Source organism: Pseudomonas sp. S2_E01 (assembly GCF_054668365.1).
In genome coordinates this window covers 2613291-2625533 of sequence record NZ_CP162762.1, presented here as the reverse complement: position 1 = coordinate 2625533, position 12243 = coordinate 2613291, and the positions used below count along the sequence as shown (strand labels likewise).

The 12243-nt window shown below is 59.5% G+C and carries 11 protein-coding genes; 5 read left to right on the top strand and 6 right to left on the bottom strand.

Going from position 1 to position 12243, the window contains the following annotated elements; all coding sequences use genetic code 11:
- Positions 1 to 4: 4 nt before the first annotated feature.
- The gene (gene glgA, locus AB4O36_RS11955; RefSeq protein ID WP_460125328.1) at positions 5 to 1591 is read right to left on the bottom strand and encodes a glycogen synthase GlgA; all 1587 of its coding nucleotides are present in this window, start codon (positions 1589 to 1591) and stop codon (positions 5 to 7) included.
- Between the two features lie 556 nt (positions 1592 to 2147).
- Here glgA and AB4O36_RS11950 point away from each other — a divergent pair.
- Complete coding sequence (locus tag AB4O36_RS11950; RefSeq protein WP_460141857.1) at positions 2148 to 2960, top strand: crotonase/enoyl-CoA hydratase family protein; 813 nt, start codon at positions 2148 to 2150, stop codon at positions 2958 to 2960.
- Positions 2961 to 2966: 6 nt separating this feature from the next.
- Positions 2967 to 3797: an NAD(+) diphosphatase gene (gene nudC, locus AB4O36_RS11945; RefSeq protein ID WP_460141856.1), complete on the top strand. Its 831-nt coding sequence runs from the start codon at positions 2967 to 2969 to the stop codon at positions 3795 to 3797.
- On the opposite strand, the gene AB4O36_RS11940 is transcribed toward nudC, so the two are convergent.
- Positions 3765 to 4544, bottom strand: a complete 780-nt coding sequence (locus tag AB4O36_RS11940) for a TSUP family transporter (protein WP_460125319.1) — start codon at positions 4542 to 4544, stop codon at positions 3765 to 3767. The genes nudC and AB4O36_RS11940 overlap by 33 nt on opposite strands.
- Before the next feature lie 197 nt (positions 4545 to 4741).
- Complete coding sequence (locus AB4O36_RS11935; RefSeq protein WP_460141855.1) at positions 4742 to 5980, bottom strand: acyl-CoA dehydrogenase family protein; 1239 nt, start codon at positions 5978 to 5980, stop codon at positions 4742 to 4744.
- 335 nt (positions 5981 to 6315) lie between these two features.
- Between AB4O36_RS11935 and sfnG the strand changes: the two genes are divergently transcribed.
- Positions 6316 to 7401 carry a dimethylsulfone monooxygenase SfnG gene (sfnG, locus tag AB4O36_RS11930; RefSeq protein ID WP_460141854.1) on the top strand — a complete coding sequence of 362 codons (1086 nt, stop codon included), beginning with the start codon at positions 6316 to 6318 and terminating at the stop codon, positions 7399 to 7401.
- Positions 7402 to 7701: 300 nt separating this feature from the next.
- Positions 7702 to 8637: an IS110 family transposase gene (locus tag AB4O36_RS11925; RefSeq protein ID WP_460121494.1), complete on the top strand. Its 936-nt coding sequence runs from the start codon at positions 7702 to 7704 to the stop codon at positions 8635 to 8637.
- A 48-nt stretch (positions 8638 to 8685) separates the two neighbouring features.
- Here AB4O36_RS11925 and AB4O36_RS11920 read toward each other — a convergent pair whose 3' ends face one another.
- Both AB4O36_RS11920 and AB4O36_RS11915 read right to left on the bottom strand, forming a co-directional pair.
- Positions 8686 to 9162 carry a nuclear transport factor 2 family protein gene (locus AB4O36_RS11920; RefSeq protein WP_460125309.1) on the bottom strand — a complete coding sequence of 159 codons (477 nt, stop codon included), beginning with the start codon at positions 9160 to 9162 and terminating at the stop codon, positions 8686 to 8688.
- A 56-nt stretch (positions 9163 to 9218) separates the two neighbouring features.
- Positions 9219 to 9782: a TetR/AcrR family transcriptional regulator gene (locus tag AB4O36_RS11915; RefSeq protein ID WP_460141853.1), complete on the bottom strand. Its 564-nt coding sequence runs from the start codon at positions 9780 to 9782 to the stop codon at positions 9219 to 9221.
- A 215-nt stretch (positions 9783 to 9997) separates the two neighbouring features.
- On the opposite strand from AB4O36_RS11915, the gene pssA reads away from it, so the two are divergent.
- Complete coding sequence (gene pssA, locus AB4O36_RS11910) at positions 9998 to 11341, top strand: CDP-diacylglycerol--serine O-phosphatidyltransferase (RefSeq protein WP_460125303.1); 1344 nt, start codon at positions 9998 to 10000, stop codon at positions 11339 to 11341.
- A 66-nt stretch (positions 11342 to 11407) separates the two neighbouring features.
- On the opposite strand, the gene efeO is transcribed toward pssA, so the two are convergent.
- Complete coding sequence (efeO, locus tag AB4O36_RS11905) at positions 11408 to 12232, bottom strand: iron uptake system protein EfeO (RefSeq protein WP_460141852.1); 825 nt, start codon at positions 12230 to 12232, stop codon at positions 11408 to 11410.
- Positions 12233 to 12243 lie beyond the last annotated feature (11 nt).

Genomic DNA, 12243 nt, shown 5'->3' with positions numbered 1-12243 from the left:
CCTCTTATTGTTTGTGCGATTTCCCCAAGGCCTTCACGACCAGTTGCTCATAGAGATCCGCATAAGGTTCGACGGCTTTGCTCCAGTTGAACGGTGCCGCCATGGCGCGGCAGCGCATGGCATTGAGCAGGTCTGGAAATTCGAACACCTTGAACGCGCGGCTCAGGGCCTCCTGGTAGCTTTCAACCGTGGATTCGTCGAACAGGAAACCGGTCACACCGTTTTCGATGGTGTCGGCCAGGCCGCCGGTATTGCGTGCCACCGGCAACGAACCGAAGCGTTGGGCGTACATCTGGCTCAAGCCGCAAGGTTCGTAACGCGAAGGCATCAGCAGGAAGTCGCTGCCGGCGAACATGCGCCGAGCATCGGTTTCATTGAAACCGATGCGAACGCCAATCCGCCCTGGGAAGCGCAGGGCCAGTTCGCGCATGGCCTGTTCTTCTTCCGGCTCGCCGCGACCGATGATCGCGATCTGCCCTCCGGATTTGACGATGTACTCGGATACCGCTTCGGTCAGGTCCAGGCCTTTCTGGTAGACCAGGCGGGAGACCACCGCAAACAGTGGGCCTTGTGAATCATCCAGGCCGAACAGCTCACGGACATGGGCGGCGTTGACGGCCTTGCCTTCCCAGTCGCCGATGGCGAACGGGCGGAACAGGTGCGAATCGGTGGCAGCGTCCCAGCTTTCGTCGATGCCGTTGGGAATGCCACTGAGCAGGCCCTGCTGAGTCTTGGAGGCGAGGAAACCGTCCAGGCCGCAGCCGAACGCCGGGGTGGTGATTTCCTGGGCGTAGGTGGCGCTGACCGTGGTGATATGGCTTGAATAGGCCATGCCGGCCTTGAGGAACGACATCTTGCCGTAGAACTCCATGCCTTCCTGTTGCAGGGCATGGTCCGGAATACCCAGCTCAGGGCAGGAACCGAGGCTGATGACGCCCTGGTAGGCCAGGTTGTGAATGGTAAACAGGGTCGGTGTGCGTTGCCCGCGCCAGTGCATATAAGCGGGAGCCAGGCCGGCAGGCCAGTCATGTGCGTGGACGAGGTCCGGGCACCAGTGAATCTGCGCCAGGTTGGCGGCGATATCGGCGGCGGCCAAGCCCAGCCGGGCGAAACGGATATGGTTGTCCGGCCAGTCGCGACCATTGTTGGCGCCATAGGGCGAGCCTTCACGCTCATAGAGTTCAGGGCAGATCAACACGTAGATAACCAGTCCGTCGGGCATGTCCATGCGCCCGATCTTGCAGGGAGGCAATGCGGCGTGCCCGCCCAGTTCGCCGATGATGTGAATCGGGTTTTCGCTGTGCAGCACCTGAGGGTAACCGGGGATCAGCACCCGGACATCGTGCAAGTGGGCCATCGCCCGCGGCAGTGCTGCGGAAACGTCGCCCAGGCCGCCGGTTTTCACCAGATCGGCAATTTCCGAGGTCACAAACAGTACGCGCTTTCGGTTGGGATTCTGACGGGGCACCGGCGTCATTGTCCGGCTGCCAGTAACGCTGATGGGCTGGGCACCTTGGGTGCTTAATGCGCTCGATTCCCCGACCGGCTGATGAGCACGCTCTCCCTGAATATCCAATGCCGCACTTATCATCTGAATCTCCCGTGTCGTTGATCTGTTTCAAATCTGGCAAACGGTGTTTCGAGGCCAAATCCTGTGGCCAGGCGCAAACGCAAACCGCATCAACCAAAGGTTCTGGCCGTGCGATCAAGCAGATTGGCTGGAGTGGACGCTGCAAGGAATGCACCAGTCGCAACGCGCCTACCTGTCAGATGACCGATCACGCTCAGCAAAAGTTTCGATTATTTTTGCGCTTTGTGACCGACCGGTTTTGCTACGAGAAAATGAGTCTAGGCCAGAACTTAGAGCGGTGAATCGCGGATAGCAAAATTGTTCGACAATCGGTCCAAAGCGGTACGGACGTCCCGAAAGGTGATCTGAAAGTTCCGACGAAGTGCACGTTTTTCCCGGAAAAGGCCCCAAAAAGTCACCGCGTCGTCACATCAATGTGCAATGTCCGCAACGCTATGTGCACTGAGGTGGTGCGCGCGCAGGTCCCGCTTTTGGCTGAACCGCTGCCTGACGGTCACCCGGACTGCCTTGTTATAGTTCGGACCTCATTTTTGCCCGGTTAAAAAGGATCACCGCCATGTCCCAATACAGCGCGTTCGCCGTCGAGCTGGTCGATAACATTGCCCACGTGCAAATCAATCGCCCGGAAAAGATCAATTCGATGAACGCCGCTTTCTGGAGCGAAATCATCGATATTTTCCAGTGGGTCGATGACACCGACGAGGTGCGCGTGGTGGTGCTCAGCGGTGCCGGCAAACACTTTTCCTCGGGCATCGACCTGATGATGCTGGCGGGGGTCGCCAACGAGCTGAGCAAGGATGTGGGCCGCAATGCGCGCCTGCTGCGCCGCAAGATCCTGGCGTTGCAGGCGTCCTTCAATGCCGTGGACAACTGCCGCAAGCCGGTGCTCGCCGCTATCCAGGGTTACTGCCTGGGCGGGGCCATCGACCTGATCGCAGCCTGCGACATGCGCTACGCCGCCGAGGATGCGCAGTTCTCGATCAAGGAGATCGACATCGGCATGGCTGCCGACGTCGGTACGCTCCAACGCTTGCCGCGGATCATCGGTGACGGCATGCTGCGTGAACTGGCTTACACTGGTCGCTCATTCGGCGCCGAGGAAGCGCGCAGCATTGGCCTGGTCAACCGCGTCTACGCTGATGCCGCCAGCCTGCTGGACGGCGTCATGGACATTGCTCGAGAGATCGCCAGCAAGTCGCCGATTGCGATCAGCGGTACCAAGGAAATGATCAGCTACATGCGCGATCACCGCATCGACGACGGCCTCGAATACGTCGCCACGTGGAACGCCGCCATGCTGCAATCCAACGATTTGCGCGTGGCCATGGCCGCCCACATGAGCAAACAGAAACCCGAATTTCTGGATTGATTGACAATGATTTCACGCTGGACCACCGCAGTACTGGACACCGATCAACCGGGCGGCTGGGCGGTTGCGCGCAGCCCTGAAGGCTTTTTGTTCGATGACAATGGCGCACTGTTCCCGCGCGAATGGCTCAAGCGCCAGGACCTGTCGCTGATCGCCGAGCATGGCATCGGCCATCTGGACGGCGAACCCGTCTACCTGCTGGAGCTGCGTAGCAGCGCTGATGTGCCGGGTTGCAACTGGAAAGGCCTGCGGGCGTTCATGCTCGATGGCGACCACGTGATCTATAAGGTGCTCGGCTATGCGGCGCAGATCGGCACTTGGGCCCGTGAACACCGCTTTTGCGGCAATTGCGGACAGGCCACGCGGCAGGTCAGCCTGGAAAGGGCGATGTACTGCGAACCTTGCGATTTGCGGTATTACCCGCGTATTTCCCCGAGCATGATCGTGCTGATCACCCGCGGCGATGAAATCCTGCTGGCTCGCTCACCGCGCTTTGTCACCGGGGTCTACAGTACGCTGGCAGGGTTTGCCGAACCGGGGGAGTCGGCCGAGGACTGCCTGATTCGCGAGGTGCGCGAGGAAGTGCGCATCGAGGTGAAGAACATCCAGTACATGGGTAGCCAGTGCTGGCCGTTCCCGCATTCGATGATGCTGGGCTTCCACGCCGAGTACGCCGGGGGCGAGATTGTCTGTCAGGAAGACGAGATCGAGGACGCCCAGTGGTTCAATGTCCACGAGCTGCCGCCGTTGCCGGCGTCACGCTCGATTGCCCGTTACCTGATCGACGTCTATGTGGCGCGCCGTTTAGGCCACGCTGAACCAGTGCTGCCAGGCTAGGCGCACCGTCAGGCCCAGCACCACGGTGATGAACACCGGGCGAATGAACTTGGCGCCGCCGCTGATGGCGGATCGGGCGCCAAAGAATGCACCGACCATCACCGACAGGCCCATGCTCAGGCCAATGATCCAGTCCACCTGCCCGGAAAAGACAAACACCGACAGCGCCGCGATGTTGCTGACGAAGTTCATGCTGCGCGCCACGCCACTGGCCTTGACCAGATCGATGGGGTACATCAGCAGGCTGCTGACGGTCCAGAATGCGCCCGTGCCAGGACCGGCCACGCCGTCGTAGAACCCGAGACTGAAGCCTTGGGTCGACTGCCATTTCTTCTTGATCGGCGCGTTGGCATCCAGCGGCGCTTTTGGCGTGCCGCCGAACAACAGGTAGATGCCACAGGCAAAGACGATCACCGGCAGCATCTTGTTCAACCATTCGGCAGGCAGGTAATGAGCAACGACGGCGCCCGTCAGCGCACCGATCAGGGTGCCGACGATGGCGTGCGTCCATTGACGGGGATGAAACAGCTTGCGCCGATAGAAGGTGAAACTGGCGGTGGCCGAGCCGAAGGTCGAACTGAGTTTGTTGGTCCCCAGCACCAGATGCGGCGGTAGGCCAGCGGTCAGCAACGCTGGCGTGGTCAACAGCCCGCCACCGCCGGCAATGGCGTCGATGAAACCGGCAATGAAAGCGACGATGGCCAGAATGGCGAGTGTGGTGAGGTCAACGCTGAGTTCGAAAGGCATGGAATCGGCTTAATTCGGCAGGGTGCAGCAATGGGCTGCGGGGAAGGGCCGATATGTTACCTGTATCCAAAGATTGCGGCGACCTGTAGGAGCGAGCATGCTCGCGATGGAGGCCGGGACACCGCTGGGTGTCAGGCTGCCAGCGTTATCGTTGGCGACCATCGCGAGCGTGCTCGCTCCTACAGGGGTTGGTTATATCATTTTGTGGTGGGCCCATTGCCAATCTGCCACACATACGGCGGCTCGGTCCCGTTGATCGCCCAATCCCCGACTATCCTGGCCTTGTAGATCACCGGGTTATGCGAGGACACCGTGCGCGCATTGCGCCAGTGACGATCCAGGGATTTGCCTTCGCGGATGTCCGAAGCCCCCAGCGCATTGAACAGCTCGCTGGTGGCCCGCTGAATCAACTCCGAGACCACCACCTGCGCTTTGGCCGATTCGAGTTCCGCATCGACATTGGCCGCGCGTTCCTGCGCTTCATTCCCCGAAAACCGCGCCAGGTAGGCTCGTTGCGCCGGCTGCGCGGCTTTCAAGGCGCTGGCCTCGGCGGCGTACACCAGCGCTGCCACTTCACCCACCACTTGCTGGACCTGCGGGTCATCACTGACACGCGGGGCATTGCCATGGCTGTAAATACGTTTGCGGGTACGGACCTGCTGCGCCACATCGCGCAGTGCCGCACGACCGATGCCGGCCAGGGTGGCGAGCAGCACCAATTGATAGAACGCCGTCTGGTATTTGAAGCGTGTGGCGAAGTCGATGATGTTGTCTGCGTCGACCTCGGCATCCACAAACCGCGAAGTGCCACTGCCGGTCGTGCGCTGGCCGAAACCGTCCCAGTCATCGCTCTGCACGATGCCTGGCTGGCGCGTGCGGACGGCCGCGATCACGTCCCCGCCGGTGTCGCTGCGCTGGGCATAGACGTCGATCCAGTCGGAAAACAGGCTGCCGGTACTGTAGAACTTCTCGCCATTGAGTCGCCAGCCGTCGCCTTGGGGCGAGACCTTGGTCATGACGTCGCCGATGGTCACATTGCCGATTTCGGTCCAGGCGCAACCGACGATGTCACCTTCGACGAAACGTTTGAACCAGAGGTCCCGGGCCGGCCCGGGCGTTGCGTTAAGGCGGTCCTCGGCAAAGGCGAAATGTCCGCGCAGGGCTTGCGGCACATTGGAATCGGCCTCGGCCAGTTCGATCAGCAATTCAAACAACTGCGGCAAGGAGGCACCGCCGCCCCCGTATTCAGTCGGCACCCGCACGGCGCCAAACCCGGCTTCCTTGAGCCACTGAATCGGCTCGTGCGGCAGGCTGCGGGACTGCTCGCGCTCGACCGCACCGGCGGCGATGCGGTGGAAGATCGGCCGAAACCGCGCGGCCAGGCTTTCGTAGTCGCTGCCAACGGACAGCGGGTTGATGATCTGGTGTTCGGTCATGGGGACAGCTCCTTGGATCGGCAGTGGATGCCAAGGGGGATTGCAGGGTCCATGCCGGGTGCAGAGGGCCGGGGTTTACAAGGGGTGGACGTAATAAATCGCCTGTAACTGTTGCTACACCAACACCCGCAACACAATTTGACCTGACACACCACAGCCCCCCTGTAGGAGCGAGCTTGCTCGCGATGGTGGACCAGGCACCGCTGGCTCGCAGGCAGTCCGCATCATCGTTGACGTCCATCGCGAGCAAGCTCGCTCCTACAGGGGGCGTAATCCTCGGTGGCACACTTGCTGCTCTACCCCTTGGCACACCCCAACGTCCCGAGGACATGCCAATGAGTCAGCAAGCCGTCAAATTTGCCTACTGGGTGCCGAACGTCAGCGGTGGGCTGGTGGTCAGCAAGATCGAGCAACGCACCCACTGGGGCATCGACTACAACCGCAAGCTGGCGCAACTGGCCGAGGCGGCGGGATTTGAATATGCCCTGACGCAGATTCGCTTCACGGCCGGTTACGGTGCGGAGTATCAACATGAGTCGGTTGCGTTCAGTCACGCGTTGCTGGGAGCGACGACAACGCTCAAAGTGATTGCCGCGATCCTGCCCGGGCCATGGCAACCCGCCCTGGCGGCGAAACAACTGGCGACCATCGACCAGCTGACCAACGGCCGCATTGCGGTGAACATCGTCAGCGGCTGGTTCAAGGGCGAATTCCAGGCCATCGGTGAACACTGGCTGGAGCACGATGAACGTTATCGCCGTTCCGAAGAGTTCATTCGCTCACTCAAGGGGATCTGGAGCCAGGACAACTTCACTTTTCGCGGTGACTTCTATCGTTTCGACAACTACAGCCTCAAGCCCAAGCCTTTGGGCCAACCGGAAATCTTCCAGGGCGGCAGCTCACGTGCTGCACGGGACATGGCCGCGCGGGTGTCGGACTGGTATTTCACCAACGGCAACACCCCGGAGGGCATCAAGGTGCAGGTCGACGACATCCGCCGTAAAGCAGCGGCCAACCATCACTCGGTGAAAATCGGCGTGAACGCTTTTGTCATCGCCCGCGACACCGAGGAAGAAGCCCGCGCGGTACTCGCGCAGATCATCGATCAGGCCGACCCGGAAGCGGTAAACGCTTTTGGCGATGCGGCAAAGCAAGCGGGCAGGGCGTCGCCGGAGGGCGAGGGGAACTGGGCGAAATCGACTTTCGAAGACCTGGTGCAATACAACGATGGCTTCAAAACCAACCTGATTGGCACGCCTGAGCAGATTGCCGAGAGGATCGTGGCATTAAAAGCGGTGGGAGTGGATCTGGTATTGGCGGGGTTCCTGCATTTTCAGGAGGAGGTGGAGTATTTCGGGCGGCGCGTGTTGCCGTTGGTGCGGGAACTGGAGGCGCAAGTGAAACAAACTGAAGTGGCCTGATCGTCAATGCATCCAATGTGGAAGCGAGCCTGCTCGCGATAGCGGAGTGTCAGTCACAGTATTCGCGACGGGCACACCCTCATCGCGAGCAGGCTCGCTTGTATGTTTAGACTTGAAGGGGTGGGGTGGGACTACAGACTCGATTCTGACTCTGACCAGTACAGACCGTGGGAGACTTCTCCTCCCACCCCTTCTACCCAAAGCGCCGATAAGGAATTCATCGGTTAACCGACGATAGAGACAAGCCAGCGCAACGGTAGACCCCAACAAGCACCTAAACCCTAGCTCCGAGGATTTGTTATGACAATCCTTACTTCGCAAACGGTTGTCGGTATCGATGTCGCCAAGGCCGAGATCGTTGTCTACCGCGCTGATCAGCAAACCCTTGAATCCATTAAAAACGAGCGAGCAGCCCTCAAACGTTGGCTTAAAACGCTGCCAGCTCAAAGTGCCATAGCACTTGAAGCCACCAACATTTACCACTTGGACACGGTCGAGCTGGCTCACGAAATGGGCCACCAGGTCTACGTAGTGGATGCTTATCGTGTGAGCCATTACCGCCGTGGAGTCGGTCAAAGAGCCAAGAATGATCCCTGCGATGCACGCTTGCTGGCGCGTTACCTGGAGAGCGAACAAAGCAAATTGCGGATCTGGACCCCGCCGCCCAAAGCCTACAGCACACTGAAGAGCCTTCTTCACAGGCGGGCAACGCTGATCAAGAACCATACTGGGCTGATGTTGAGTTGGACCAGTGAACCTCTGTTGAAAAAGCTACAAACCGCTCAACAGAAGGCATTCAAGCAGGCAGATCAGGCTATCCAGAAACTGCTGCGCAAGGTCAGTAAGGAGGCAGGAATTGAGGAAAATATCGAGCGCTGCAAAGCCATAGAAGGCGTTGGAGAGCTAACTGCAACGGGGTTGGCGGCGACCTATATACGGGGAGATTTTGCGAACGGCGATGCATTCATCGCGTTTCTAGGGATGGACTTGGCGGTCGATGACTCCGGCAAGAAAAATGGGCTGCGATCCCTGACCAAAAAAGGGGATCCGGAGGTGCGTCGTTTGGCTTACAACGCGGCAATGGCGGCGTGTCGCTCGGCCAAATGGAAGCCGTTTTACGAGGCATATCTGGTCAGAGGCTTCTCGAAAACCCAGGCCTTGGTAGCTTTGGCCCGAAAGCTCTGCCGAGTGGCATTCGCCCTGATGAAAAATCAGAGCGAATACCTGTCAGCTTGAGAATTCAAACTTGTCGGGCAACATAGAATCTCCCACAGTTTATATCGCTTACAGGCCCAACTCAGACAACCCGGCGTGATCATCCGGGCGACGACCCAGCGGCCAGTGGAATTTGCGCTCGCTTTCCTTGATCGGCATGTCGTTGACGCAGGCGAAGCGGTGGGCCATCAGGCCGTTCTCGTCGAACTCCCAGTTTTCGTTGCCGTAGGAACGGAACCAGTTGCCCGAGTCGTCATGCCATTCATAGGCGTAGCGCACGGCGATGCGGTTGTCGGTGAAGGCCCAGAGTTCCTTGATCAGGCGGTAGTCCAGTTCCTTGGCCCATTTGCGGGTCAGGAAGGCCTTGGCTTCTTCGCGGTTGTAGGCGAATTCGGCGCGGTTACGCCATTTGGTATCGAGTGTGTAGGCCAGGGACACGCGCGCCGGGTCGCGGGAGTTCCAGCCGTCTTCGGCCAGGCGAACTTTCTCGATGGCCGATTCACGGGTGAACGGCGGCAACGGCGGACGAACTTCAGCATTGGACATTTCTGTGCTCCTAATTGAAAGTCAGTTAAAGCAAGTTGTCGGGCTTGGTTAAAGCGTTACAGGTCCAATAACTTTCGCGCCATGCATTGCGCATTATCGGCGGCACTGAGATCACCCATGACCAGCGCGAGGGTAATGGCGCCGTCGATCAAGAGCAGCAGCTGTTTGGCTTGCGTCTCCGGATCGGTTGCACCATGTGCGGTACACAGCTCGCACACGTAGTCGAGCAGTTTCTGTTTGTGTTCTTTTGCCACCAGGCGCACCGGGTCTTGCGGGTCGCCGGTTTCGCCACTGGTGTTGATGAATGCACAGCCGCGGAAACCTTCGGATGCGAACCAGGTGCCGAGCACGGTAAACAGGTTGAGCAGGCGGTCGGCCGGCGTCGGGGCCTGGTCGACAGCCGTTCTGTACCAGTGCATCCAGCGTTCGTCGCGCCGTTGCAGGGCGGCGACGACCAGCTCCTCCTTGTTGGCGAAGTAACGGTAGATGCTCTTTCTGGAGACGCCGGCGGTTTTCACCAGGAGATCCATGCCGGTGGCAGCGATGCCACTTTTGTAGATCAACTTTTCGGTGACGTCCAGAATGATGTCGCGTGTGTCGTTGCTAGTGATTTCGTTCATGGGTACACAGTAGAACGATCGTTCTCCTTGGTCAAATATTATTTGGTTTTATTTGTGCGGGCCTCATCGCGGGCAAGCCCGCTCCTACAGGGAGCGCGTTCCACACCGTTGGAGCGGGCTTGCCCGCGATGGCGCCAGAGCAGACACCCACAAGACCCCAGCCCCTCCTTGGTGTAAGCTCTCTCATTCTGTGAATTCGACCCATTGCGAGTCTTATGCCGTCGCTTTTCAAACGCTCCCTGCTGCCAAAACTGCGCAGTTTCCCGCTGACCGCCGAGTCTGTGTCCTTCCTGTCTGGCGCTGCCGAGTTCCGCCGTTGCCTGCTGGAAAAAATCGCCGCCGCCACCCAGCGCATCTACATCGTCGCGCTGTACTTGCAGCAGGACGAAGCGGGTCAGGAAATTCTCGATGCCCTGCACGCCGCGAAACTGGCCCGTCCAGAACTGGATGTGGTTGTGGTGGTGGATTGGCTGCGCGCCCAGCGTGGCTTGATCGGCGCGGGCAAGCAGCCGGGGAACTCGGCGTGGTACCAGGAAATGACCCGCACCCACAAAAGCGTGGTGCCGGTATACGGGGTGCCAGTGCAGACCCGCGAGCTGTTTGGCGTGCTGCACTTGAAAGGGTTCGTGATTGACGATTGTGTGATCTACAGCGGCGCGAGCCTCAATAACGTGTACCTGCACAAGTTCGACAAGTACCGTTACGACCGCTATCACCTGCTCAATAACCGCGCGCTCGCCGACTCGATGCAGCACTTGATCGAGCACGGCCTGGTGGCATCCAAAGCCGTCCATCGCCTGGACTTGCCCAACCTGCCCACCACCCGCAGCTTGCGCAAAGACATTGGCGATCTGCGCAGTCGACTCAAATACGCCGCGTACGACACCACGTCTGGCAATACGGACAAAACGGGTTTGACCGTCAGCCCGCTGCTGGGCGTCGGCAAGAACAACCCATTGAGCCGGGTGATCTGTGAACTGATCGCCAGCGCCCAACATCAACTGACCATCTGCACGCCGTATTTCAACCTGCCGCTGGCGGTCACCCGGGAAATCAACCGGGCGCTGGCACGAGGGGTGAAAATCGATATCGTGGTCGGCGACAAGACCGCCAACGACTTTTACATCCCGCCGAGCGAGCCATTCAGGGTGATCGCGGCGCTGCCTTACCTGTACGAGATCAGCCTGCGACGATTCGCCAAGCGCCATCACCGCAGCATCGACAGCGGCCAGTTGAACTTGCATTTGTGGAAGGACGGCGATAATACCTATCACCTGAAGGGCATGTGGGTCGATCAGCGTTACACCTTGCTGACCGGCAACAACATCAACCCACGAGCGTTCCGCCTCGACCTGGAGAACGCCTTGCTGATCGACGACCCCAAAGGTGAATTGCTGGAACCGCGACGCAAGGAATTGGGGGAGATTTTCCAGCACACCACCCGGATCGAGCGCTACCAGGCGCTGGAGACCCTGCCGGAGTACCCGGCAGGGGTGGCGAAGTTTCTCAAGCGGGTGAGCAGGGTGCGGATCGAGCGGTTGCTTTACCGAATTCTGTAAAGCCGGGAAATGGATGTTGGGACGGCTGGCCTCATCGCGGGCTTGCCCGCGAAGGCGATCTGAGGCTTAGTTCAGCCCCAACTTCCCGCGCAATGTCGACAAGTCTTCGGCCAGGGTATTGACCGGCCCGACCAGCGCCTTGCGATCGCTTTCCTTCACCTTGTCGTAGGTTTCAAAACCACCGTCCTTCGTCCGATACTTGGCCAGGGTCTTGTTCACCGTGGCGAAGTTCTTGTCGACCTTGGCGATGAAGGCGGCATCCTGTTTCTCGATCTGCGGACGGAACAGGTCGACGATTTTCTTCGCACCGTCGATATTGCCCTGGAAGTCATACAGGTCGGTGTGGCTGTAGCGGTCTTCCTCGCCGGAGATCTTGGTCGCCGCCACTTCCTCCAGCAGCGCCGCTGCGCCACCGACAACTTTCTCGGGCGGGAAGGTCAGGCCCGCGACCCGGGTTTGCAGGTCCTTGACGTCTTTGTTCAAGCCATCGGCCAGCTCGCCCAGGCCTTGGGTGCTCTTCTCGGAAAACAACGAATACTCGATGCGGTGGAAACCGGTAAAATCTTCGGCTTTCACGCCTTTTTCGTGGTCGTCGACACGGGAGTCGATGGACGCGTCCAGGTCACTGAACAGTTCGGCAATCGGCTCGATCGATTCGTAGTAAACCCGGGTGGGTGCGTAGAGTTTCTGCGCGGTGGCCAGGTCACCTTTTTTCACCGCGTCGGTGAATTGCTGGGTGTGGCTGGCCAGTTCGTCCAGTTGCTCGGTGACGTAAATCTTGTAGTCCGAGATCGGCCCCACCAACTCCAGCGGCGCCGTGCCTGCGAAAGCCGAAAAAGGGGTATTGAGCAAACCAAGGGTCAGCAGTAGGGCGAGTGGCGACTTTCTCATGAGCGGGCTCC

Coding starts and splice junctions, on each gene's coding strand:
- AB4O36_RS11920 (WP_460125309.1), bottom strand. CDS start 9,162: ATGTCCAATGCTGAAGTTCGTCCGCCGTTGCCGCCGTTCACCCGTGAA.
- AB4O36_RS11925 (WP_460121494.1), top strand. CDS start 7,702: ATGACAATCCTTACTTCGCAAACGGTTGTCGGTATCGATGTCGCCAAG.
- sfnG (WP_460141854.1), top strand. CDS start 6,316: ATGAGTCAGCAAGCCGTCAAATTTGCCTACTGGGTGCCGAACGTCAGC.
- nudC (WP_460141856.1), top strand. CDS start 2,967: ATGATTTCACGCTGGACCACCGCAGTACTGGACACCGATCAACCGGGC.
- AB4O36_RS11915 (WP_460141853.1), bottom strand. CDS start 9,782: ATGAACGAAATCACTAGCAACGACACACGCGACATCATTCTGGACGTC.
- glgA (WP_460125328.1), bottom strand. CDS start 1,591: ATGATAAGTGCGGCATTGGATATTCAGGGAGAGCGTGCTCATCAGCCG.
- AB4O36_RS11950 (WP_460141857.1), top strand. CDS start 2,148: ATGTCCCAATACAGCGCGTTCGCCGTCGAGCTGGTCGATAACATTGCC.
- AB4O36_RS11935 (WP_460141855.1), bottom strand. CDS start 5,980: ATGACCGAACACCAGATCATCAACCCGCTGTCCGTTGGCAGCGACTAC.
- AB4O36_RS11940 (WP_460125319.1), bottom strand. CDS start 4,544: ATGCCTTTCGAACTCAGCGTTGACCTCACCACACTCGCCATTCTGGCC.
- efeO (WP_460141852.1), bottom strand. CDS start 12,232: ATGAGAAAGTCGCCACTCGCCCTACTGCTGACCCTTGGTTTGCTCAAT.
- pssA (WP_460125303.1), top strand. CDS start 9,998: ATGCCGTCGCTTTTCAAACGCTCCCTGCTGCCAAAACTGCGCAGTTTC.